Annotated in this window: 26 protein-coding genes; 18 read left to right on the top strand and 8 right to left on the bottom strand. The window is 61.2% G+C overall.

Annotated elements, in window-relative coordinates; translation table 11 throughout:
• The first annotated feature begins 17 nt into the window (after positions 1–17).
• From OP10G_RS22430 to OP10G_RS22410, 5 genes are read left to right on the top strand one after another with little or no spacing between them, the layout of a single operon-like run.
• Complete coding sequence (locus OP10G_RS22430) at positions 18–1,115, top strand: glycoside hydrolase family 130 protein (RefSeq protein WP_025228190.1); 1,098 nt, start codon at positions 18–20, stop codon at positions 1,113–1,115.
• Positions 1,108–3,363 carry a hypothetical protein gene (locus OP10G_RS22425; protein ID WP_025228191.1) on the top strand — a complete coding sequence of 752 codons (2,256 nt, stop codon included), beginning with the start codon at positions 1,108–1,110 and terminating at the stop codon, positions 3,361–3,363. Before OP10G_RS22430 ends, OP10G_RS22425 begins: the two co-directional genes overlap by 8 nt.
• A complete protein-coding gene (locus tag OP10G_RS22420; protein ID WP_025228192.1) occupies positions 3,364–4,611 on the top strand; it encodes an ABC transporter substrate-binding protein in 1,248 nt (415 codons plus the stop codon).
• A gap of 35 nt (positions 4,612–4,646) precedes the next feature.
• On the top strand, positions 4,647–5,492 hold the full coding sequence (locus OP10G_RS22415) for a carbohydrate ABC transporter permease (RefSeq protein WP_227625012.1): 846 nt from the start codon (positions 4,647–4,649) through the stop codon (positions 5,490–5,492).
• Positions 5,489–6,319 carry a carbohydrate ABC transporter permease gene (locus OP10G_RS22410; RefSeq protein WP_025228194.1) on the top strand — a complete coding sequence of 277 codons (831 nt, stop codon included), beginning with the start codon at positions 5,489–5,491 and terminating at the stop codon, positions 6,317–6,319. The genes OP10G_RS22415 and OP10G_RS22410 overlap by 4 nt, the downstream gene beginning before the upstream one ends.
• Positions 6,320–6,573: 254 nt before the next feature.
• On the opposite strand, the gene OP10G_RS22400 is transcribed toward OP10G_RS22410, so the two are convergent.
• The gene (locus OP10G_RS22400; protein WP_025228196.1) at positions 6,574–7,488 is read right to left on the bottom strand and encodes a phosphotransferase family protein; all 915 of its coding nucleotides are present in this window, start codon (positions 7,486–7,488) and stop codon (positions 6,574–6,576) included.
• 184 nt (positions 7,489–7,672) lie between these two features.
• Here OP10G_RS22400 and OP10G_RS22395 point away from each other — a divergent pair, with 184 nt between their 5' ends.
• Entirely contained in the window at positions 7,673–8,269 is a 597-nt protein-coding gene (locus OP10G_RS22395) for an HD domain-containing protein (RefSeq protein WP_025228197.1), read from the top strand.
• A 23-nt stretch (positions 8,270–8,292) separates the two neighbouring features.
• On the opposite strand, the gene OP10G_RS22390 is transcribed toward OP10G_RS22395, so the two are convergent.
• The 6 genes from OP10G_RS22390 to OP10G_RS22365 form a co-directional block, all read right to left on the bottom strand.
• Positions 8,293–8,496, bottom strand: a complete 204-nt coding sequence (locus OP10G_RS22390) for a hypothetical protein (RefSeq protein ID WP_025228198.1) — start codon at positions 8,494–8,496, stop codon at positions 8,293–8,295.
• Positions 8,497–8,643: 147 nt separating this feature from the next.
• Entirely contained in the window at positions 8,644–9,453 is an 810-nt protein-coding gene (gene dapF / locus OP10G_RS22385) for a diaminopimelate epimerase (protein WP_227625011.1), read from the bottom strand.
• 18 nt (positions 9,454–9,471) lie between these two features.
• Positions 9,472–9,738 (bottom strand): RNA chaperone Hfq, encoded by a 267-nt coding sequence (gene hfq, locus OP10G_RS22380; RefSeq protein ID WP_025228200.1) that lies wholly within the window; start codon positions 9,736–9,738, stop codon positions 9,472–9,474.
• A gap of 20 nt (positions 9,739–9,758) precedes the next feature.
• Positions 9,759–10,628: a tRNA (adenosine(37)-N6)-dimethylallyltransferase MiaA gene (gene miaA / locus OP10G_RS22375; protein WP_025228201.1), complete on the bottom strand. Its 870-nt coding sequence runs from the start codon at positions 10,626–10,628 to the stop codon at positions 9,759–9,761.
• A gap of 499 nt (positions 10,629–11,127) precedes the next feature.
• The gene (locus OP10G_RS22370; RefSeq protein WP_025228202.1) at positions 11,128–11,649 is read right to left on the bottom strand and encodes an adenine phosphoribosyltransferase; all 522 of its coding nucleotides are present in this window, start codon (positions 11,647–11,649) and stop codon (positions 11,128–11,130) included.
• Between the two features lie 36 nt (positions 11,650–11,685).
• Positions 11,686–12,033 (bottom strand): ASCH domain-containing protein, encoded by a 348-nt coding sequence (locus OP10G_RS22365; RefSeq protein ID WP_025228203.1) that lies wholly within the window; start codon positions 12,031–12,033, stop codon positions 11,686–11,688.
• Between the two features lie 68 nt (positions 12,034–12,101).
• Between OP10G_RS22365 and OP10G_RS22360 the strand changes: the two genes are divergently transcribed.
• The 8 genes from OP10G_RS22360 (at position 12,102) to OP10G_RS22325 (ending at position 18,220) form a co-directional block, all read left to right on the top strand.
• Positions 12,102–12,992 carry an alpha/beta hydrolase gene (locus tag OP10G_RS22360; protein WP_025228204.1) on the top strand — a complete coding sequence of 297 codons (891 nt, stop codon included), beginning with the start codon at positions 12,102–12,104 and terminating at the stop codon, positions 12,990–12,992.
• 168 nt (positions 12,993–13,160) lie between these two features.
• The gene (locus OP10G_RS22355; protein ID WP_227625010.1) at positions 13,161–13,652 is read left to right on the top strand and encodes a GyrI-like domain-containing protein; all 492 of its coding nucleotides are present in this window, start codon (positions 13,161–13,163) and stop codon (positions 13,650–13,652) included.
• A 27-nt stretch (positions 13,653–13,679) separates the two neighbouring features.
• Positions 13,680–14,192, top strand: coding sequence for a nuclear transport factor 2 family protein (locus OP10G_RS22350; RefSeq protein ID WP_025228206.1), 513 nt, complete (start codon positions 13,680–13,682; stop codon positions 14,190–14,192).
• A 135-nt stretch (positions 14,193–14,327) separates the two neighbouring features.
• Positions 14,328–14,669, top strand: a complete 342-nt coding sequence (locus OP10G_RS22345; protein ID WP_144241317.1) for an ArsR/SmtB family transcription factor — start codon at positions 14,328–14,330, stop codon at positions 14,667–14,669.
• Positions 14,666–15,880 (top strand): serine hydrolase domain-containing protein, encoded by a 1,215-nt coding sequence (locus OP10G_RS22340; RefSeq protein ID WP_025228208.1) that lies wholly within the window; start codon positions 14,666–14,668, stop codon positions 15,878–15,880. Before OP10G_RS22345 ends, OP10G_RS22340 begins: the two co-directional genes overlap by 4 nt.
• On the top strand, positions 15,877–16,359 hold the full coding sequence (locus tag OP10G_RS22335) for an SRPBCC family protein (RefSeq protein WP_025228209.1): 483 nt from the start codon (positions 15,877–15,879) through the stop codon (positions 16,357–16,359). Before OP10G_RS22340 ends, OP10G_RS22335 begins: the two co-directional genes overlap by 4 nt.
• Before the next feature lie 91 nt (positions 16,360–16,450).
• On the top strand, positions 16,451–16,810 hold the full coding sequence (locus OP10G_RS22330) for a YciI family protein (RefSeq protein ID WP_025228210.1): 360 nt from the start codon (positions 16,451–16,453) through the stop codon (positions 16,808–16,810).
• Between the two features lie 153 nt (positions 16,811–16,963).
• A complete protein-coding gene (locus OP10G_RS22325) occupies positions 16,964–18,220 on the top strand; it encodes an RNA polymerase sigma factor (RefSeq protein ID WP_025228211.1) in 1,257 nt (418 codons plus the stop codon).
• Here the strand turns inward: OP10G_RS22325 and OP10G_RS25385 are convergent.
• Positions 18,217–18,744: a chorismate mutase gene (locus OP10G_RS25385; RefSeq protein WP_084179666.1), complete on the bottom strand. Its 528-nt coding sequence runs from the start codon at positions 18,742–18,744 to the stop codon at positions 18,217–18,219. The genes OP10G_RS22325 and OP10G_RS25385 overlap by 4 nt on opposite strands.
• Before the next feature lie 109 nt (positions 18,745–18,853).
• On the opposite strand from OP10G_RS25385, the gene OP10G_RS22315 reads away from it, so the two are divergent.
• The 4 genes from OP10G_RS22315 (at position 18,854) to OP10G_RS22300 (ending at position 21,351) form a co-directional block, all read left to right on the top strand.
• Positions 18,854–19,240: a YciI family protein gene (locus OP10G_RS22315; RefSeq protein WP_038473577.1), complete on the top strand. Its 387-nt coding sequence runs from the start codon at positions 18,854–18,856 to the stop codon at positions 19,238–19,240.
• A gap of 11 nt (positions 19,241–19,251) precedes the next feature.
• On the top strand, positions 19,252–19,593 hold the full coding sequence (locus tag OP10G_RS22310; RefSeq protein WP_025228213.1) for a YciI family protein: 342 nt from the start codon (positions 19,252–19,254) through the stop codon (positions 19,591–19,593).
• Positions 19,594–19,989: 396 nt separating this feature from the next.
• Complete coding sequence (locus OP10G_RS22305; RefSeq protein WP_025228214.1) at positions 19,990–20,397, top strand: DoxX family protein; 408 nt, start codon at positions 19,990–19,992, stop codon at positions 20,395–20,397.
• A 24-nt stretch (positions 20,398–20,421) separates the two neighbouring features.
• A complete protein-coding gene (locus OP10G_RS22300) occupies positions 20,422–21,351 on the top strand; it encodes a phosphotransferase family protein (RefSeq protein ID WP_025228215.1) in 930 nt (309 codons plus the stop codon).
• Positions 21,352–21,604: the final 253 nt, after the last annotated feature.

Raw genomic sequence — 21,604 nt, 5'->3', positions numbered from 1 at the left:
CTCTCCGCGCTCCTACCATGCCGTTCGACCTGCCTTTTCAGCGCCTCTTCGGGGGCCAACCCTTGATCTCGCCAACCGAAAATTGGTGGGAGTCCGGCGTGACGTTCAACACCGCCGCCGTCTATCTGCCCTCAACGGCGGAGAACCTTCCCGCGATCCATGCCCTGCTTGGGGAAGGAGCGGAGGCGAAGTATCCGGCAGGAGTCGTCGCGCTCCATTACCGCGCTCGGCCGGCAACCGATCCTGGCCTCCCTTGGACCCGTTCCTTCGTAGGCGTTTCGGTACATGAACCGGACCTGACGCCGATTCGGCGCTTTGCCGAGCCGGTGCTTAAGCCAGGCGGATCCGAGTGCGATTACGATCATCTCGGGGCCGAGGACCCTCGCATTACCTTCCTCGACGACGCTTGGTGGATGGTCTATTGCGGCGTGATGCCGGTCGGACAGCTTTCGTCTACCGGCGCTTGGCTCGGTTCGGTGAGCCTGGCGAAGTCGACCGATCTCGTCCATTGGGAGAAGTGCGGCGTCGCCGCCTTCGGCAACGAAACGATCAGCAACAAGGACGGGGTGCTTTTCCCCGATCGGATCGATGGCAAGGTGATGCTCCTGCACCGGCCGATGACCGGCGACATCGGCACCTGGGGGGTGAATATCGCCACCGCCGCCGCTCCCGAGGGGCCATACACCGACCTGGGCCAGGTTCATCGGGCGATGGCGGTCGGTGGGTATCTCAAAAGCTGGTCCGGCGCGGGTTCGGTGCCGATCAAGATCGGCGAGGGTCGGTACGTGTCGATCGAGCATACGGGCAACTATTTGAAGGGAGAGCAGAGGAAGTACGTGCTCGACGCCTTCCTTTACGATTTCAACCGCTGGGACCCTGGGCGCCCGGAGACGCTGGTGGCGGCGCGGATGGACGACGTAATGCGTCCGGAAACCGACTTCGAGGTGAATGGACCGTTTCCGGACAGCGTGGCGAACGTGGTATTTGCCTGCGGGTCTTACGTCCACGACGGCTGGCTTTACGTCGTTTACGGAGGGGGAGACTCCTTCATCCTCGCCGCCCGCATTCGATTCCAGAATCTGGTGGACGAGCTCGAGGCGAGAGTCGTTGCCTAGTCCGGCGGTTCTATGCCTTCTCGCCGCGGTTGGCGGAGGGGGGCAGTCGTCGATCCCGCGGGTAGATCTCTTACCGGACCGACCGACGCCCTACATCCTCCGAGACTGGCGGCGGACCGCGTCCGCGTTCGACCGGCTCGTCTTCGACCTTAACTCCAAGGGGCCCTACCTGCCGCTTGTGTGGCGTGTGCCCGGCGTACCGAATCTCACCGTTCCCGGCTTCGGAATGCCCTCGTACGTGGGGAAGGAAGAGATGCGCGGGAAGCCGGCGGAGGCGATCGCCGCCCTCGGCTCGCTGCTTGGGGCGACGGCGATTGGGATCGACAAGCGGTCTTGGGTCGAGCTGACTCCCCAATATCTGAATCCGTCCGAAGAGACGGTTTTGAACAACGTCGGCGGTAAATCCGGAAGCACTTTTTGGTACGAGCTCCTGCCGAGCGTCGTTTTCACCCAGCTCGCTTCGCGCTACCCGGCTTGGCATCGGGGCGGCGAGATATCGAGGGGGATCGCCGATGCTTGGGTAGGAGGCATCGCGGCGCTCCATGCCGACTTCGACCACACTTCCTACGATTTCGCGGCTCGCCGGCCGGTGGACAACGGGCAGTGGAAAGAGCCGGATGCTGCGGCGGCGGTGGCTTACCTAGAGCTTTTCCAGGGGTTGCGGGGAGGCCAGGCGAAGTACCTGACGGCGGCTCGCAAGGCGTTGAACGCCCTGCAAATACGGGAAACGAACCCGACCTACGAAGTTCTCACTGCCTACGGCGCGCTCGCCGGCGCCTACCTCAACGCGGAGAAAGGAGAGCGGTGGGATGTGCCGCGGTGGGTGGACTGGTGCTTCGATCCGACCTCGCCTAACCGCACCGGCTGGGGGATGATCGCCGGCCGGTGGGGCGGCTACGATGTCGGCGGCCTCATGGGCTCCACCAACGACGGAGGAGGTTACGCATTCGCGATGAACACGTTCCTGAACGCGGCGACCCTCGCGCCGGTGGCGCGGTACGACGATCGCTTTTCGGCGGCGCTGGCCAAGTGGATCCTGAATCTGTCTAACGCTTCGCGCCTCTTCTACCGAGACTCGCTGCCCGGCTCCCTGCAGTCAAGTGCCGATTGGACCGGCGATCCCCAAGGTGGAATCGCGTACGAAGGGTTGCGGCGTACCTGGGAAGGGAAGTCGCCCTATGCGACCGGCGACTCGAAGCGGAGCGGGTGGGGGAAAACGGATTTTGGGATCTACGGCGGAGGATATGTTGGACTTCTCGCCGCGCTGGTCCATCCCACGTCGGTGCCGATGATCCTGCGCATCGACTTGCGGGCGACCGATTTTCTGCCCGTGAAGGGATATCCTACGGATCTCTATTGGAATCCGTACGAGAGCGCAAAGTCGATTCGGCTGGAACTTGGGCCGACTCCCGTTCGCTTGTACGACGCGGTCTCGAACCGCTTCCTGGCCGCGACTCCGGTCAAGGGCGCCTATCGCTTGCACCTCTCGGCCAAGCAATCCGTCCAGGTCGTTCGCGTGCCGGCAACCGGGAGGCTGAGCTTCGACCGGAACCGCTCCCTCATCGCAGGGGTTCCGATCGACTACAACAACGGTCGGGTTCCGCTTCCGCCCCGAGTGGAAAGAGCGCGGCGCGACCTGAGCGTCCTAGTGCGGGTCCCGCAAGTCGGTCGGGACGGCACGATCCCTTGGAACCGGAGCCAAGGCGTCGAGCTGAGCGGGGGCGAGGGGAGCAAAATGCGGGCCGAGCTCCGCTTTGCGTGGGACAAGAGGTACCTGCACTTCCGGCTCGATCAGCGAGCCCCCTCGACGGCGACGATCGAGGCTCCCAACGTGGCGGAGCTCCGCCGTCATTGGTGGGATTTCGAAGATGTCGTACTGAGCCTCGACTTTGGCCGCGAGAAAATCGCCGTCGCGAACGTTCCGGAAGTCACGGTGGGGTGGAGCTCGCGCCGCTTGAAGAACCTCGCGTTCTCACCCGATCTGACCGGGATCGAAACGACCACGAACGGTACGGCGAGCGCGTCGAACCGGATCATTTTCGGCAAGATCGCGTGGACCGATCTGTACCGCGCCAGCGGCGTGCGGATGCCCTTGAACCAGCTTGTCAAAGCTGGGGCGAAGATCGGTTGTCAGCCGCTGCTCGTGGACGGCACTTTTAAGCGCCAGGCGTACATTGGCGGAGCGCGCTACACGCGGCCGACCGGCTTCGATAAGAATTCGCGAACCTTGGTGCTGGAGGGACGGTAGATGCGCGGCTTTTGGGTCGCCGCCGTTGCGATCCTCGCGGCTGGCTGTAAGCTCGAACGCCCGGTCGACCCGCTCGGACGGCACACCGTCGTCTGGCTCTATCCAACCGACGTGAACCGGCCCATGATCGAGGACCTGGTTCGGCGGTTCGAGCAGGAGAATAAAGACGTCCATATCGACATCCGGGCCGTGCCCGGGTCGCAATACCAGACGAAGCTGAAGACCCTCGTCGCCGCCGGCGAACCGCCCGACGTTTTCATCTGCGGCGACGTCTTCTTCGCCTACCTGAAGCCGTTTCTATCGGACCTCTCCGACTTGGCGAAGCGGGACGCGAAGGAGGTGGACCTTGGCGACTTCTACCCGGCGGTTCAAAGGGCGATGCAGCCGGGCGGGCACATCTACTTCCTCCCGCAGTGGTTCAACGTTTCTTTGCTCTACTACAACCGGCGTCTGTTCGACGCGGCCCACGAACCGTACCCGAGGGCCGACTGGACCTGGGACGACTACGCCGGGGCCGCCAAGCGGCTGACCCGAAACGGGACCTGGGGGAGCAATGTCACCACTGGATGGTGGGGCGAGTGGCTTACGTTGGTCCACGGCGCGGGCGGCGACCTGTTCGACCCGGCAATGAGTCGTTGCACTCTGGATACGCCGGAGGCGATCCGCGGTCTCACTTTCTATCGCGACACCATCGGCAAGCTAAAGTTCGCGCCGCCTCCCGGCGAGGGGCCGTCCACCGGTTTTGCGAGCGACAAGCTCGCGATGGATTACGGCGGGCACGTCGGCCTTTGGTCGACCTACCGCCAGATCCCGTCTCTCGATTGGGATATCGAGGCGCTTCCGAAAGGTCCGTCCGGCCGCCGCGGAGGGGAGATCTCGCTTACCGCGCTGGGAATCTCGAAAGACTCGCCGGAGAGGGAAGCCGCCTGGCGATTCCTTAAGTTTATGAGCTCCAAAGAGAGCATCCGGGTTCACGTCGACCACGGCTACCTCGCCATCCGGCGCTCGGTCGCCCAAGAAACCGCAGGCGCGCGCAACCGGCCGCTGAACCGGGCCGCCGTCGATCGGGCGCTGGAAAGCGCGGAGCCGACTCCGAGTACGCCTGATTTCGTCGAGATCGCGTTGGATCTGGTGCAGCCGGAGATCGACCGGATGTTGACCGAAGGGATCCCGCCTGCCGACGCGGCCCGAAGCGCGACCCGTGCCGCCAACGCCTTTCTGCATGCCACCGGCCGAGGTGCGCGTTGAACCAGGCACGTTGGTGCTGGCTGATGATCGCCCCGGTGGCGCTTGGCCTCCTGATCTTTACGATCGGGCCGATGCTGACCTCGCTGGCGCTAAGTTTCACCGACTACGATGTGGTGAGCGCGCCGCGATACGTCGGATCGGCGAACTATAAATATCTGCTAACCGCAGACCCATCGTTTTGGGTGTCGGTCAAAGTCACCGCGATCTATGCGGTGGCGAGCGTTCCGCTCGGGCTGTTCACCGCGCTCGCGGTGGCGATGCTGTTGAACATGGACGTGCCGTTCCGGGGCGCCTTCCGCACGCTCTACTACTTGCCGACGCTGTTGCCGGCGACCGCCTCCGGCGTGCTTTGGGCGTGGATCTTCCATCCGACCGACGGTGCGCTGAACCGGCTGCTGGCGGGGGTGGGGGTGCATGGCCCGGCGTGGACTCAGTCGCCAAGCTGGGCGCTTCCCGCGCTGGTCATCATGAGCGTCTGGAGCTATGGCGGGGCGATGGTCGTCTTTCTGGCCGGTCTACAGGGGACATCGAAAACGCTGCTGGAGGCGGCGGCGCTGGACGGAGCGGGAGCTTGGCGGCGATTTCGGGTGGTGACTTGGCCCGCGCTCACGCCGGTGGTGTTCTTCAACGTGACCATGAGCCTGATCGGAGCGATGAAGACCTTCGACCAGGCGTTCGCGTTTGGGCAATCGGGGCCAGGCATCGGCGGTCCGGCCCGGGCGACGCTTTTCTACGTTTTGAACCTGTATACCAAGGCGTTCGAGCACTTTCACATGGGGCTGGCGAGCGCGATGGCGTGGATTCTGTTCGCTGTGATCGGCCTGCTCACCGCCCTTAACTTCCGCCTCTCGAAGCGGTGGGTGCATGAGGAGGCGGCATGAAGGTACGGGTTCTTCCGGGTCTCCTGGTGATTCTGGTTGGCCTGCTCCTGTGCCTCGCCCCGCTTGCGTGGATGCTTTCGACTTCGCTGAAGCCGTTCGACGAGCTGTTTAAGGGGGCTCCGTCCCTGATTCCTGCCCACCCGAGGGGCGCGAACTATTCGGACGCGCTACGCACGTTCGACTTTCTGCGCGCCTTCGGCAACTCCGCCTTCGTGGCCGTCCTCACGGTGCTGGGAACCCTCGCCTCGTCCATCCCCGCCGCCTACGCCTTTGCCCGGCTGAAGGCGCGGGGAAGCGACTGGGTCTTCTACGGCCTCCTCGCCACCTTGATGCTGCCGGGGCAGATCACGATCATTCCGGTGTTTCGGCTTTTCGCCAGTCTGGGAATGGTGGATACCTACGCCCCTCTCATCGTGCCGGCTTGGCTTGGAACGAACGCCTTCGCCGTCTTCCTGCTCCGCCAGTTCTTCCGGACTCTTCCGGAGGAGACGATGGAGGCGGCGCGGCTCGACGGAGCCAGCGAAGGGAAGATCCTCGTCAGCATCGCGGTTCCGCTGGCGCGGCCGGCGGTGGTCACCGTCGCGGTATTTGCTTTTCTGGGTTCCTGGAACGACCTTTGGGGTCCCCTCGTGTACCTTCACCGCGAGGAGCGGATGACGCTTCCGGTCGCCCTGGTCAATTTCGTCGGCTCCAGCGGCACCGTTCAAGGAACCCCGTGGAACCTCGTTATGGCGGCAGCGGTGGTGACGGTCCTCCCGGCGGTGGCCCTGTTCGCCCTGTGCCAGCGAAGCTTCGTCTCCGGCATCGCCACCACCGGCCTGAAGTAAGTGGCACGGGCGGCTCGCCCGTGTGTCTCAGGGGCGGCCCGCCCCTGTCCGAAACAATCTCTCACCGCGGGGCTGTTCTTGGCGACCTTTGCGGTTCAATCTTGCTTCAATCGACTCTCCTCAATCTTTGCGTTCTTGGCGAGAAATCCCTTTTACGGAGTTTCTCGCCAAGAACGCAAAGAAGACGCGACCGGTGAAAAACTGGTTGGCTTCGGGCGGTCCGCCCAAGCCACGAGCGACCCGAATTGTTCGACCTAGCGGCCGATAGGATCTCGGGCGACGGAAATCGAGGTTCTCTTTTCGATAAGGGAGATTAGGTAAGCGACAAAGTCGGCGGCTGGCTTGGCGCGGCTGTCGCTTTCCGCTTCCAGCAAGATCTTAGTCGCGCCGAGCACTTCGAAGAAGTCGAGACGGACCGGCCTTCGACCGGAGTAACGCTCATAAGTAGCAAGCGCACGGGAGCCACCGTCCTCCTGTTCGTCGGCGCGGACGAGTAAGCGAATCCAGGCAACGTCCCAGCGGTAGTCGCCGGGCCTGCAGTTCGACCAATCGATGACTACGCTCGAGTCGGAGGCGCGGAGAACGTTATTGGCGTGGAAGTCGCCGTGGACCACGCAAGCGGGTTCCTCGGGAAGGTGCGAAGCCTGCTCCAAGAGCCAGTCGAATACCGGCCGCAAACCATGTGAGGTAGAGGCAAGCCGTTTCATTGCAGCCACCTCCTCTCGCAGGCTTACGTCGCAGGCGGGGCCAAAGACATCGTCTACTCGAAGGAGGTGCAGATCGGCCATCAGCCGATAGAGCTGGTCTTCCGCCGCCTGCTTCCTCTCGAAAGTTCCGCCCCAGAAGTCGGCGCCGAGAGACGTGCCGTCGACCCATTTCATGACGACCAGTGGCCGCCTTAGCTCCGATTCACCCGATGAGAGAGTTAAGTGCACCTGGGGAACCGGGTAGCCGAGCCGATGCAACCGGGCTTGAACGGTGAATTCCTTGGCCGCCCTTTCGTCGTCGGCGGCGTGGTGGAAGAGCCGCAAGACGAGCTTTTCACCGGCTAACTCGAACCCAAAGATCTCGGCCTCATATCCCCGGCCGACGAGGCTTACGTTGGAGACGCTGACGGGGTCGAAGATCTCCGCCAACGCCGTGGCGACCTGCTCGGCAGTAGCCTCCATCGATGTGAGTCTACACGGTGTTCTAACGCAGAGCATTGTAGATGTAGGTTGGCTCGTACCTGCGCGAGAGCCTACCGATTTCTGACGAAGCGGGTGGATCGTTGGGGCATTATCGCGCAGGTACGAGCCAACCTGCGTCTACACGGCTTCACCGTAGGGAATTGCCCGAGCGGTAGAATTTGACATGGAAGATGCCATTCCGTCGCGTTTAGCGGCTCAGATGAGGTTCTTGCTCGAGGCGGATCGCCTCAAAGGCGTTCTTCGGACCTCCTCCATCGGCGACGGCACCCGTTGCGAAAATAGCGCCGAACATTCTTGGCACGTGGCGCTCATGGCGATGGTCCTCGCCGAACATTGCTCGCACCCTATCGACTTGGGCAAGGTGCTCCAGCTCCTGACGGTGCACGACCTCGTCGAGGTCTACGCCGGCGACACCCTCATCTACGACGAGGAAGCGGTCAAGAGTCAAAGCGACCGCGAGACGGCGGCGGCCGATAAGTTATTTGGCATGCTGCCAAGCGGTCAAGAAAGCTACTTTCGATCGCTTTGGCAAGAGTTCGAAGAGGGGAAGTCACCCGAGGCGAGCTTTGCGCGCGCCGTCGACGCGCTGGCTCCGACTTGGCTGCACTGGGGCTCCCACGCACATCCGCCGGCCGGCACTCTTACTGTCGCTCAAGTAATTGAGCGGAAGACCAAGCTGTTGGCGCCCTACCCCGAACTCTTTGCCGTTCTCAAGCAAGTCCTCGACTCCGCCCTGGCCAGGGGCCTCATCGCGAGATAGCTTTCGCTCACGACGGGACGGAGTTAGGCGTGGGTTTTCAGGGAAAGCCGCATCTTCTCCAGCCACGACATTCCCGATTTCGCCCCGGGCTTCTCGGAAGAGCTGAAAGTGACGGTCATCGCTGCTTCTTCGACCGGCTTGGCTTCCGCAACGCGGACCGGCACGGACGGAAGATGGAGGGCGAGTCCGTAAAGTTCGGTGTTTACTTCCATGCGGTCATCGGCCATGTCTTGAGTATCGGTGACGTCACACTGCGCGTGATGCCCAATAAGGCCTTCTGCACCACAATAATCTCCCTTTTTAGGGCTAATGACGGGGGGCACATCGAATATATCGGCCCATGTCCGCGCAACTAGAGAGGCCGGCCGGGCAGGTTAACCGATTTCGCCTTCGAAAACCGTCTCCGCGGGACCGGTCATAAACACCCGGCCGTCCGCGTCGAAGTCGATGTGGAGATTCCCACCGGGAAGCCGGATCTCGACCGAGCGATCGGCCCGGTTGGTCATCACCGCCGCCACGGCACAGGCGCAGGCGCCGGTACCACACGCCAACGTGATCCCAGCTCCTCGTTCCCAGGTTCTCTGGATCAGGGTTTGCCGGTCGACGACCTGTACGAAGTGAACGTTGGTGCGGTTAGGGAACAAGGGGTGATGCTCCAACTCTCGCCCGAGCTTCACCAGGTCGACGGCCGCGACGTCGTCGACGAAGATCACCAGGTGCGGGTTTCCCATGGAGACCGCCGTCCCGCGGAGTCCGTTTCCGAGATCTTCCTCAACGAACGGGCCGATGCCCGGCATCCCGATCTCCTGACGCGAGAGCTTAGCCCGGCCCATGTCGACCCGGACTCCCCCCGGCCGGAGCTCGACGGTGAGGATGCCGGCGCCGGTTTCCACCGGAACGGAGTCGGCTTCGGTGTGCCCATGGTCGCGCAAAAGGCGGGCCAGGCAGCGGATTCCGTTGCCGCACATTTCGCTGGCGCTTCCGTCCGGATTGAACATCCTCATTCGGAACGGCGCCTCAGAGCCAGGATCGGCGAGGATCAGGCCGTCCCCGCCGATGCCGAATCGCCGATCGCAAGCCCACCGGGCAAGCTCGGGCAGATCGGCGGGAAGTTCCTTCTCGCGGAAGGCATCGACCATGACGAAGTCGTTGCCGGTCCCCTGCATCTTGGTGAACTTAATCACGACGTAGGGAAGTAAACCCTACTCGGGAATCCGGCGGTCGCCTTCTTCACCCTCGCCTTGGGCTCGGTACGAAGAGATCGGCTTGGTCGGCACGATACTGGCTACCGCGTGTTTGTAGACAAGCTGAGTCGGCTTGCCGGGTGCGTCTAGAAGCACGGTAAAGGCATCGAAGCCCCGGACCTGTCCGCGAAGCTGCACGCTGTTCGTGAGGTAGATGGTCACCCCGATCCCTTCTTTCCGCACCTGGTTCAGGAACATGTCCTGGAGATTAATCGCCTTTGCCATGTAATTAAAAAGCTCCTAGCCTATTGCATATTTAAGTGGCGGCGCGCGTCGGCAAGCGCATCGCCCATATCCAACTCGATCAGGTTCGGCTCGGATCGAAGCCACGTGCGCTGCCGCTTGGCATAGCGCCTCGTTTCGGCGATCGTTGTCGCCACCGCTTCACCTAACTCGACCTCTTTTTCGATGTATCGCCATAGTGTACGATACCCAATTGCTCGGAGGCCCGGATCTTCGCAGGAGTATCCCTCCGAGCGTATCCGCCGAACCTCTTCAACCCATCCATTTTGCATCATCGTCTCGATTCGTCGCGCGACACGTTCGTCTGTAATAGGGACGTCGGGCACTACGGCGAGCTTTGCCTTGCAAAACGGAGGCAAAGCCAAACCGATGGACGGGGAAGGGGCTAGGATGCGTTCGAGCGAACGCTGAACTCGAACGCGATTTTGCAAATCGATCTTTTCGGCTCGCTCGGGATCGAGCTCCCGCAGCCTCTCTACCAGCCGTTCGAGCGGTTTGGCGTTAAGGAATTCGCGCAATTCAGCCGGCGGAGCGTCCCCCATCCCGTCGTAAGATTCGAACAGCGCCCGGACGTACAGTCCGGTTCCCCCCACGACCACCACATTCCTCCCCTCGCCGTAGAGCCGTTCCAACTCGCGATGGGCTCGCTGGACATACTCGCCAACTCCAAAGGTCTCATCCGGTTTTTTAAGATCGAGCAGGAGGTATCGGTCCCGGGTTTCGGGCTTGGCCGTACCGATATCTAATCCCCGGTAGACCTGGAATGCGTCGGCGTTGATAAGCTGGGCGTCGAGCTCGTCGGCCAGCCGCTCGGCCAATTCCGTTTTTCCCGACGCCGTCGGGCCCATTACGGCGATCAGCTTGGGGATCATGGGCAGACCTCGCTAGTCCCTAACGCGAAGCGTTGTAGCCGCAGGTTGGTTCGTACCTGCGCGAGAGCGTTTCGCCTCTTGACTAAACTTGCCGATCCTCGGGGCCTATCCGCAGGTACGAGCCAACCTGCGGCTACACGTCCTTCGGCCGCAGCGTCGGCGTCCTCGCCGATGATCCGGTGTACCTTCGGTACACCGGACGCGGGCATAGAATCCGCGGCTACACGTCCTTGGGATGTCGGGAAACTTGTCGCTGGGCGATCATCGAGATCGGTAGCGGTCTGGCAGTAAGCCTTCCAACCCTCTAGCGGAGCATTCCAGGATCTAACGCGGAGCGTTGTAGGTTGGTTCGTACCTGCGTGGAGGTGTTTCGTCATTTGACCAAACATGAGCATCGTTGGTGGCTTTCGCGCAGGTACGAGCCAACCTGCGGCTACACGTCCTTCGGACGAAGGGGAACCACTCTTAGGCGCGACACCCGCGCATACCCCATACGATTCTAGAACTCCATTAAGGCTTTGATCGGGACATCGGGAAGCGTGGCGCGGCCGTTTAGGAAGCTCAGCTCGATAAGGCAGCCGAAGCCTACGACCACGCCGCCGAGGCGTTTGACGAGGCGGCTTGCCGCCGCCGCAGTTCCGCCGGTGGCGAGTAGGTCGTCCACGATGTACGCTTTCTGCCCTGGTTGCAGGGCGTCGACGTGCATCTCGACCGTGTTTGTGCCGTACTCCAGGGCGTACTCTTCCGAGATTCGGTCGTACGGCAGCTTGCCGAGCTTGCGCGCCATCGCGAACGGTAGGTTCAGGTCGAGCGCGATCGGAACTCCGAAGAGGAATCCGCGGCTCTCGATGCCGACGATCACGTCCGCACCCCGCGCTCGGGCGTCCTCCGCCAGAAGCCGGCAGACTTGCCGGAAGGCCTCGGGCTCTTCCAACACCGGCGTGATGTCCTTAAACAGTATTCCCGGCTTGGGAAAGTCGGGAACGTCGCGGATAAGGTCGCGGGCAAGGAGATCGGACATGTCGGCAGGCATGTTACCAGGACGGGGCAGCGCGCCTTACTCGTCGATGCGTGAGAAGTAGATCACCGTGACCCGGTGGTCGGGAGTAATCAGGTCGCCGTATATCCGGCTCAGGACGTTGATCACGTCATCTTGGGTGCGGAACTCCGGGTTCTCCCGCTCAATGTCGCGGGGCGATAGCTCGGCGATGGTCTTGACCTCCACTCGGTCCAAAATCGCCGAATAAAGCTTTTGCCGGCGTCCAAACCGGGGGCCGATCGTCACCCAGACGACCATACCGGTTTGGTACTTGTCGGATTTGTCGCCCATGCGAATCGTGACCGTCTTCCGGTTGTTCCGGAGGACGTCGCCGTACAGGTCGGTGTAGAAATTAAGCGCGTACATGGTCGATTAGGTCTCTATTCTCCAAGACCGCGAGCGAAAAACGCAAACCTTCGCGGTAGACATGGGATGTGATTGCCGTTGCCGTTATTTTGGGGCTGTATCTCTTGGCGATGCTCGCCATCGCCTGGTTCAGTCTGCATCCGTTCCGGATTCCGATCTTTATTTCGCCCGGCGCGATGGGCGCGCCGCAGGAAAAGGTGGAGTTCGAATCGGACGGCCTCACTCTTCGGGGATGGTGGGTGGAGGCGGAGGGGGCAACATCGGTCGCCATCTTGGCTCACGGCTACATGATGAACCGTAGCGAGCTTACGCCGGTGGCGTATCAGCTCTGGCGACGTGGCGTTTCGTGCCTTCTCCTCGACCTTCGCGCCCATGGCGCCAGCGGGGGGAAGAAGAGCTACCTGGGTCTCCGGGAAGCGGACGATGTGGTGGCAGCGGTCGAGTATGCCCGACGCCGGACACCGGGAGCGCGAATCGTCCTCCTCGGCAGCTCCATGGGCGCGGCCGCGTCAGCCATCGCGTGCGGAAGCCACCCTGGGTTGGCCGACGTGCTCGTGCTGGACAGCGCCTACTCCCGACTGTCGAGCGCGGTGATCGGATGGTGGCGGTTCGTCGGCGGAAACGGATTGGCCGCGATCCTTTCCCCGACGGCGATTCTGGCCATTCCATTTGCCGGCTTTAACCCATTCAACGTCGACGTCTCCGTTTCGCTCGCGAGCGCGGGTCCTGTCCCAACCCTGATCCTCCATGGAAAGTCAGACACCCTTGCCCTGCCAGCGGAGGCGCAGCGGAATTTCGACGCCTGCATCGGCCCGAAGCAAATCGTATGGTTCCCTCGCATGGGTCACAGCGAAGCCCGTTGGGAACTCGCCGACGAGTACTTGCAAGCCCTCTTCGCCTTCTTAGAAGAGCAAGGAATCGTGACTGAAAACGACAAGAAAGAGCCTCCCCAGGCTTAGCGCGAGATTCAGCAACCATCGTCAAGCGACCCATCTAAAGCGCGTGTATGATGAGTCCGCTCGCGGTCGACGGCGGGGACCGTTTCACTGTCGAGTCGGAGGAATTCGTTGCTTCAGGAGATCTTATTGTCAATTGTCGCCGCTGGGTCGCATGCGTCCCAAGCGGGGTTGCCCAAACTCATCCATCGAGCCGCCCAACCGTATGTGTCGATCCGCTCGACGGAGACGCTTCAAGGGATGGCGACGGTCTTTCCCCGGCTGATGCCGAAGCTGATGGCTTGGGCGGCGGCCAACCATGTAAAGCCCTCGGGCCCGGAGTTCATTCGCTTCAATGTCATCGACATGGCCAAGGGAATGGAGATCGAACTCGGTTTTCCCGTCACCGCCACCGTGCGCGGTAGCGGCGAGGTGCATGCGGGAGCTTTCCCAGCCGGCCGTTACGTGTTCATGCCGTTCACCGGGAATTACAGAGACCTGGTGGGCGCCAACGCCACGCTTCAACAATGGGCCGCGAAGAAGGGAATCAAGTGGAAGGTAAAGAGCTCGCCAAAGGGGGATGTTTGGGCCGGGCGGATGGAGTTCTATCTCACCGATCCGGGCAAGGAGCCAGATCCGAGGAAATGGAAGAGCGAAATTTATTACCTCACGTTGAACAAGTAACGTGGACGGGTGTATAGTGGTGCCGTTATGAAGACTGTTGCACTTGTAGCGTCGTTCGTCGCGGTGCTTTCCACCGCGAACGCCCAATCACTCCGGGCGCAATCGGAAGCGATGAACAAAAAGATTCACGCCGCGATGATGAAGAAAGACTTTGCCGCCCTCGGCAAAATTATTAAAGCCGGGACCACGAAGGACTTCGTGTACATGGAAACCGGGATGAAGGGGCCGGGACAGAACTTCGACCAGATGATGGCGAATATGAAGATGGGCTTCAATACCTTCCAGAAGATCACGACGGTTAATTCCAAGATCGTGTCGCTCAAGGAAAAGGGGAACAAGGCGGCCGGAACCACGGAGCACGTCATGGGCGGCATCATGATCGGTCCCGACAAGAAGCCGCACAAGGTGATGATGCTGGGCAAATCCCAGGATTCGTTCGTCAAGGTCGGCACCCAGTGGAAGATGTCCAAGATGGTTTGGACGAACGGGAAGATGACCATGGACGGCAAGCCGATGGACCCGTCCAAGATGGGCGGCTAACAAACCTTCCCTCAGTGAGAAGAGCCATCCGGCCATACGGCCGGGTGGCCTTTTTTATTTCTGGTGCGCAACAGGGTTGACATGAGTGGCCGATGTAGTGTAATTTGCCGGTTGGTTAATTAACCAAATGGTGAAATTCAATTGGAAGACCAGCTCAATGCCACCTTTGCCGCTCTGGCAGACCCGACTCGCCGCGCCATTCTGGCCCGGCTCGCCTCGGGCGAGACGTCGGTAACCGAGTTGGCGAAGCCATTCGATATCTCCTTGCCCGGCATCTCAAAACACCTCAAGGTGCTCGAACATGCCGGCCTCATCTCTCGGGGCCGAGAGGCGCAGTGGCGCCCATGCCGATTGGAAGCCGAGCCGCTCCGGGAGGTTGCAGATTGGGTAGAGGCGTATCGCCGTTACTGGGAACAGAGTTTTGACCGCTTGGACGATTACTTACGGGTCCTCAAAACAAAGGAGAAAGGGGAATGAACCAAACAAGCCACACCGGCCTTTCGAAGCCGGGACTCGAACGAATGTATCGGGCGATGTCGGGTTTCGTCGAGCGAAAGGAGATGCCCGGCCTCGTCGCACTTGTGAGCCGTCACGGCGACACCCATGTCGAGACGCTCGGCACGCTCTCGTTTACGAACCCATCGCCCATGCGGCGCGACACGATCTTCCGAATCGCTTCGATAACGAAGCCGGTGACGGCCGTCGCGGCAATGATCCTGCTTGAGGAGTGTCGGCTACGTCTCGACGACTCGGTCGATGAATGGTTGCCGGAGCTGGCGAATCGACGCGTTCTCAAGTCGCTCGCTTCGGAGATCGACGACACCGTCCCCGCTAAGCGCGCCCTCACCGTACGCGATCTGTTGACCTTCCGCATGGGTTTCGGCAGCGTGATGGCGATGCCTGGGACCTATCCGATCCAGAAGTTCATCAAAGAATATCGCCTCGGAGGGGACGGTCCTATGCTTCCCAATGAAGCGCCCTCGTTGGATGAGTGGCTGAAGAGGCTCGGGTCTCTACCGCTGATCGCCCAGCCGGGTGAGCGGTGGATGTATCAGACGAGCGCCGACGCGCTAGGAGCGTTGATCCAGCGGGTGTCTGGCAAGCCCCTGGGGGAGTTCATGCGGGAGAGCATTTTCGAACCGCTCGGAATGAAAGACACCGGTTTTTACGTGCCTATCGAGAAAATCGGCCGACTTCCAGGCTTTTACTTTTTTAATCAGGAGGCGAACAAGCTCGATGACTTCGACGACCCGGCAAACAGCGCTTGGGCGTCTCCGCCGGCTGGTGAATCCGGAGGCGGCGGGCTTGTTTCGACGATCGACGATTACTTTGCTTTTAGCCAAATGATGTTGAACAAAGGTCGTTATGGCGGGGAGCAGATCCTCTCCCGGGCGTCGGTGGAGCTTATGACCTCGGATCAGCTCAACGCGGCCGAACGTGAAGGCGCAGAGATCTTTTTCGGCACTCACTCCAGTTGGGGCCTCGGAATGGCGGTGGATATCGGACGAAAGGAGATCTATCACAACCCGGGCCGTTTTGGGTGGGCCGGCGGATTTGGAACAATCGCCTACGTCGATCCCGCGGAGGAACTCATCGGAATTCTATTCACCCAGCGGATGATGGATTCACCGGAACCACCGAAGGTATTCGACGACTTTTGGACGACCGCCTATGGAGCGATGGAATGAGGGAGCGGGAAGTCCTAATCACTCGCGTCTTCGATGCTCCCAGGGAGTTGGTCTTTCGGGCGTGGACAGATCCGGAGCATTTGCGCCACTGGTTTGCCCCTCACGGTTGCGAGGTCGAGATTCTTTCGCTCGACGTGCGACCCGGCGGCGAATTTCGCTACGGTATTCGGCCACCCAAGGGGGCGGATTGTTGGTGCCGGGGGACTTACCTTGAAGTCACCTCACCCGAGAGGATTGTCTACTCGATCGCCCTTACCGACGAGCATGGTCGGTTCACCGATTCTGTGACGGCTGGAAAGGACCCCGACTGGCCCGCGGAGACCGTGGTCACGGTCACGTTTGCCGAGCGGGCAGGGAAGACCGAAGTTACGCTGCATCAAAACGCCCTTGAATCGGTCGCCAAGCGGACCGGGGCCTACCCGAGCTGGCTCCAAATGCTCGATCGTCTTGCCGAAGAGCTCCGCCGACACCCTCAGTGAAGAACGATGCAAAACGCCATTGAAGAAGCCAATACTAGCTTTTGATGTCGAATACTCGTCTCCTCATTCGACCTATATTGAAGGCACGACCATGAACTACATGTTGCTGATTTATCTCGACGAGCAAGCGCCCCAGATGGACGAGGCAGGGGCTAAGAAATGCGGAGGCTTGGCGGAGAGGCTGGGGGCCAGCGGGCACTGGATCGCCGGCGGCATCCTCCAGCCGACCCCCACCGCCACCAGCCTCCGAGTACGACAAGGCCGCCGCCTCGTGACCGACGGCCCGTTCGCGGAGACGCGCGAGCAACTGGCCGGCTACATGCTCATCGAAGCGAAGGACCTCGATGAGGCGCTCGAGATCGCCAGCCAGCATCCGGTCGCGGAGTTCGGCACCGTCGAGGTCCGCCCGTTGAGAGAGATTCCGGTGGTGGAGGTAGCGGGACGGAGCTGAGGCGTTGCTAGTGTGAGGCTTTACCTTGTTTAATGGGACATCCGGGTCTTCTAGGTCTCATGTGTCCCATCTGACCCATTCGTCCCCTCAGTCCACACGCATCCGGCTCCAGCGCTAGCGAAACCCTGCCTTTTTCGGCGATAGTCTTCTTGAATGAACGGCATAGCGGTCGATCGGGTGCGGGAGGCGGTGGACGGGGTCTACCGGGCCGAATCGCGGCGCATTTTGGCCACGCTGATCCGGCTTCTCGGAGACTTTGACCTTGCCGAGGAGGCGATGCAGGATGCGTTTGCTTCCGCACTCCAGCAATGGACTCGGGACGGTATTCCGCAGAACCCGCGGGCGTGGCTCGTCTCCGCCGGGCGGTTCAAGGCAATCGACGCGATGCGGCGCCGGGCTCGGTTCGATGCTTCGCTTTCCGAGATCGCGGAGCGACTCGATACCGACGCCCAGGCTGCGTTCGAACTAGACGAGGAAGGGGTGAAGGACGACACCCTGCGGCTGATCTTTACTTGCTGCCACCCCGCCCTCTCTCCAGACGCGCGTTCCGCGCTGACCCTTCGAGAGGTCTGCGGCCTCACGACCGAGGAGATCGCCCGCGCCTTTCTCACGTTCCCGGCCACCGTGGCCCAGCGAATCGTACGCGCCAAATCGAAGATTCGAGACGCGAAGATTCCTTATCAGGTCCCTTCTCCGGCCGACCTTCCGGAGCGGTTGGAAGCGGTCCTTCAGGTTGTCTATCTCGTCTTTAACGAAGGCTATTCCGCCTCGTCCGGCGGTTCGTTGACGCGGGCCGACCTCTCAGGAGAGGCGATTCGGCTTGGCCGGCTTCTGATGGATCTTCTGCCAGAGCCGGAAGTGATCGGCCTGCTCGCCCTGATGCTCCTTCAAGAGTCGCGCCGCCTGGCGCGCACCTCTCCCAGCGGGGACCTGATCCTGCTCGAAGACCAAGATCGGTCTCTATGGAACCGCGATCAGATCGCGGAAGGGCAGGCGCTCGTGGAGCGCGGGCTTGCCACCCGCCGGTTTGGTCCCTATACGCTGCAAGCGGCGATCGCCGCGGTTCATGCGGACGCCCGGCAGGCTTCCGCCACGGACTGGCCTCAGATCGCCAGCCTCTACGATATCTTGGCTCGGGTCGAGCCGTCGCCTGTGGTGGACCTTAACCGCGCCGTGGCGGTGGCGATGCGCGACGGACCTTCCGCGGGGGTCGCGCTGATCGATGAGATTCTCGAACGCGGAGAGCTCGCGGACTATCACCTGGCCCACTCGGCCAGAGCCGAGCTATGTCGCCGGGCCGGAAGGCTCGACGATGCGGCTGCTTCGTATCGCCGGGCGCTGGAGCTCGCCAGGCAGGAGCCCGAGCGGCGGTTCTTGGAAGGCCGACTTCGCGAACTGGGCGAGACCTAATTCTCGACGACCGGCGCGACGGCAACTTTCCACGCGGGACCGAAACAATCGCGATCTTGTTTCGGCCATCGAACCTGCGTGGCGGCCCGCCTCAATACCGCCGGTCGAGTTTCGTGAAGCTTTGGCAGCATGCTTAACATGTGCGTGGTGAGGAGGTCGAGCTTCGGTCGAACGTCTTTGGCCAGGTTGGGCGCATGTCGGAACCGAGGATGGCCTGCCCATTTGGAGATGAACCGTCGCTGGGCTGCCTTGCTGGCTTCGATCTGAGCCCTCAGAATGCGATATGCGAACTCGTGCTCTGCCCCGGTCGACTTCAAGGTTTGATCGATCAGCGCCTTTTCTCGCTTAAGATCCTCCACGGGAGCGCCGGAGTTGAATTTCGCGATTGCGACTTCGCGAGATAGAAGAAGCCGCTGACGCAACAGCCCCACAAACCGTTCTGCCGCCTGTCGATCCGATTCGGCTCCCGCCGAAGCCGCCAAAGCTAATGCCGCAAGCCCAACAAGTGCCCGTTTACCATTCACCGGACAAGCTTACGCGAACCGAAAAGCTTGGAATATGTCGATTTTGCGATGCTCCTGACGACTAAGGGTTGACAGAACAAAAGCGGTCACCGGGCCGAGGAGAAAACAAATGCGATTTATGATTTTGATGATTCCGAACACCGACAAGTACGAAGCCGGCGCGATGCCCTCCCCCGAGCTCGTCGCCAAGATGACGGCGTTTAATCAGGAGCTTATGGATGCCGGCGTCATGATCACCGGTGAAGGACTGCAGTCGTCGGCGAAAGGAGCCCGTCTCTCGTTCTCGAGCGGCAAGGCGACGGTGACGGATGGGCCGTTCGTAGACGCTAAGGAAGTGCTTGGCGGATTCTGGATGGTGGAGGTCGGCTCCAAACAGGAAGCGATCGACTGGTTCTCGCGATGTCCCGCGGAGGAGGGAAACATTATCGAGATTCGGCAGGTGTTCGAGATGTGCGATTTCCCGATCGAAGTTCAGGAGGCGGCGGCGGTTCGATAGGCAAATTTGAGATGAAATACCTCTGCCTGATCTATATCGACGAGAAGATCTTGGAAGCGCTTTCCGATGCTGAGATCAAGGAATTATTCGGGGAGGGGCGGGCTTACACCGAGCAGCTTCGGGAAAGCGGGCACTACCTCGCCTCAAATCGCCTTCAGTCCGCCCAATCCGCGGCGACGATTCGAGTCCGGGACGGGAATACCCTCATCACCGATGGCCCTTTCGCGGAAACGAAAGAGCAACTGGCGGGATTCATCCTCATCGAAGCCCGGGATCTCAATGACGCGATCCGCGTCGCCGCGAAAATTCCATCCGGGAGGCTAGGGTGCATCGAGGTCCGTCCGGTGGCATAGCTCGCTTCGCGTTAGTGCGGCGCGAAGGATCGGTTTTTGGATTGGCGGTGGCGGAAAGATAACGCGAAGCGAGCCGCAGGTTGGCTCGTACCTGCGTCCCCAACGATCCACAAGTTTCGTTGCAAAGAGACACGCTCTCGCGTAGGTACGAGCCAACCTGCGGCTACACGCCTTCGGCGTAAATCCTTTACTTTAGGGTGGGTTGCATGTTGGGTTTTGGATCGGCGGTTCGAGCCAAGCAACAGACTTCCGGATTTCGTAAGAGTCTGCTTCGGCAATTGTCGATTCTCGGTTGCCCCAATCGACCAACTCATGAAGGCAGGAAGATGAAGCGAGTCCGCGAAACCTTTGAGTAACGGCCGTGATTCTGAATCCACCAGGAGAAGTGAAGAAACCATGCAAACGATGACCCTTACCGCACCGACTGCTAAAGGCAGCCTCTGGACTGGACGGACTTTTACCGGCTTATCGGCTCTATTCCTCCTTATGGACGGAGTCATGAAACTGTTTAAGCCGGCTCCCGTCGTGGAAGCCATGGCAAAGCTGGGCTACCCCGACTCGACCGCCGTTGGAATCGGCATCCTCTTAGTCGTGATTACGATCACCTACTTGATTCCACGATACTCCGTTTTCGGCGCCGTTCTCATAACCGGATACCTTGGAGGCGCGGTTTCGACAAACTTACGGGTTGGATCCGGCGCTTTCTCCCTATTCTTCCCGGTGGCTATTGGGCTACTCGTATGGGGCGGGATCTATCTTCGAGACGATCGCGTGCGCCAGGTCTTTCCCGCCCGGGAGAAATGAGCGGTCCGCATGCCAGGATAAACCGTGGCCACGCCCCTCCTGACCGCGCAGATCGAAAGATACGTTCGTGACTTCGAGCCGGAGGGGACTCTGGTAAATGCTTGGCCTCTCGAAGGAGGGATGTCGGCGACGATGGTCGCCTTTGAGATCGAGCTGCCGGGAGGGGAGCGAAGGAAAAGGATCGCCCGGCAGCCGAATTTACGTCACTTCGGACGCGACCCTGACGCCGCGCTCGAGGAGTATCGGGTTTTGGCAGCGCTTCAAAAAGCCGGCCTCCCCGTTCAAACCCCTTACTTCGTCTGCCCCGCGTCCGACGCTTTTCCCCATCCTTTCGTGGTCATCGAATACATCGAGGGCCGCCCCGAGGTGGCGCCTAGCGACCCGGAAGGGTTCATACGACGGTATGCGGAGCGACTGGCGGAAATCCATCGGGTGGACTACGCCCGCTTCGGGTTGGATTTTCTTCCGAAGCAGGGCCGGGGGTTCGGCAGACCTCCCGAAGTTTTGAACGATTCGTTGCGTGAGCCGGAGATCCGGGCCGCGCTCGAATCCGTTTCTCTGGTCCAATCGAATTCTCCGGTGCTTCGCCACGGCGACTTTTGGCCTGGCAACGTCCTTTGGCGCGATGGCGAGATCGTTGCGGTCATCGACTGGGAAGAGTGCCTCATCGGGGAACCACTGGCCGACCTCGCGATCAGCCGTCTGGACATCTGGTGGATCCTTGGTCGCGACGCGGCTTTCGAGTTCACCGAGCGATTCCTATCGTTAACCGGGATCGAGTCGTCAGCCCTCCCGTACTGGGACCTCTGCGCCAGCCTGCGCCCCATCGCGAACCTCCCCGAGTGGTCCCCCGCCTACCCCCACCTCGGCCGACCCGACATCACCGAGGCCACGATGACCCGCGACCACCAAGATTTCGTCGAGCAGGCTCTGAGAGCGTTCCATTTTCAATAGCTCTGGAGACTGGTGGCATTATGGTCAACAGGAGAGTTGGGGTTCGTTGGCGGATTAGGTCGCCAGTTGAGTTCGGATGCGTGGGTCTCTTCCGATTACGGCGAAGCCGTGTAGCCGGCACCGACGCGTGCCGCGGTCGGCGCATGGGAGCGGATGGGTATTTCACCGTCACCAGGGTTTCGCACGTTGCGGTATATCGACCCCGACTGGTTGGAGGCATCGTTGACCGCTCGGCTGCGATGACCTCGGCATA

It is taken from the genome of Fimbriimonas ginsengisoli Gsoil 348, from assembly GCF_000724625.1.
Classification (GTDB): domain Bacteria; phylum Armatimonadota; class Fimbriimonadia; order Fimbriimonadales; family Fimbriimonadaceae; genus Fimbriimonas; species Fimbriimonas ginsengisoli.
This window is presented reverse-complemented; position numbering and strand designations above follow the sequence as displayed.

Bases quoted from the DNA above. Each gene is read 5' to 3' on its own strand.
- OP10G_RS22430 (WP_025228190.1), top strand. From the start codon at position 18: ATGCCGTTCGACCTGCCTTTTCAGCGCCTCTTCGGGGGCCAACCCTTG.
- OP10G_RS22420 (WP_025228192.1), top strand. From the start codon at position 3,364: ATGCGCGGCTTTTGGGTCGCCGCCGTTGCGATCCTCGCGGCTGGCTGT.
- OP10G_RS22410 (WP_025228194.1), top strand. From the start codon at position 5,489: ATGAAGGTACGGGTTCTTCCGGGTCTCCTGGTGATTCTGGTTGGCCTG.
- OP10G_RS22400 (WP_025228196.1), bottom strand. From the start codon at position 7,488: ATGGAGGCTACTGCCGAGCAGGTCGCCACGGCGTTGGCGGAGATCTTC.
- OP10G_RS22395 (WP_025228197.1), top strand. From the start codon at position 7,673: ATGGAAGATGCCATTCCGTCGCGTTTAGCGGCTCAGATGAGGTTCTTG.
- OP10G_RS22390 (WP_025228198.1), bottom strand. From the start codon at position 8,496: ATGGCCGATGACCGCATGGAAGTAAACACCGAACTTTACGGACTCGCC.
- hfq (WP_025228200.1), bottom strand. From the start codon at position 9,738: ATGGCAAAGGCGATTAATCTCCAGGACATGTTCCTGAACCAGGTGCGG.
- miaA (WP_025228201.1), bottom strand. From the start codon at position 10,628: ATGATCCCCAAGCTGATCGCCGTAATGGGCCCGACGGCGTCGGGAAAA.
- OP10G_RS22370 (WP_025228202.1), bottom strand. From the start codon at position 11,649: ATGTCCGATCTCCTTGCCCGCGACCTTATCCGCGACGTTCCCGACTTT.
- OP10G_RS22365 (WP_025228203.1), bottom strand. From the start codon at position 12,033: ATGTACGCGCTTAATTTCTACACCGACCTGTACGGCGACGTCCTCCGG.
- OP10G_RS22350 (WP_025228206.1), top strand. From the start codon at position 13,680: ATGAAGACTGTTGCACTTGTAGCGTCGTTCGTCGCGGTGCTTTCCACC.
- OP10G_RS22340 (WP_025228208.1), top strand. From the start codon at position 14,666: ATGAACCAAACAAGCCACACCGGCCTTTCGAAGCCGGGACTCGAACGA.
- OP10G_RS22335 (WP_025228209.1), top strand. From the start codon at position 15,877: ATGAGGGAGCGGGAAGTCCTAATCACTCGCGTCTTCGATGCTCCCAGG.
- OP10G_RS22330 (WP_025228210.1), top strand. From the start codon at position 16,451: ATGAACTACATGTTGCTGATTTATCTCGACGAGCAAGCGCCCCAGATG.
- OP10G_RS22325 (WP_025228211.1), top strand. From the start codon at position 16,964: ATGAACGGCATAGCGGTCGATCGGGTGCGGGAGGCGGTGGACGGGGTC.
- OP10G_RS22315 (WP_038473577.1), top strand. From the start codon at position 18,854: ATGCGATTTATGATTTTGATGATTCCGAACACCGACAAGTACGAAGCC.
- OP10G_RS22310 (WP_025228213.1), top strand. From the start codon at position 19,252: ATGAAATACCTCTGCCTGATCTATATCGACGAGAAGATCTTGGAAGCG.
- OP10G_RS22305 (WP_025228214.1), top strand. From the start codon at position 19,990: ATGCAAACGATGACCCTTACCGCACCGACTGCTAAAGGCAGCCTCTGG.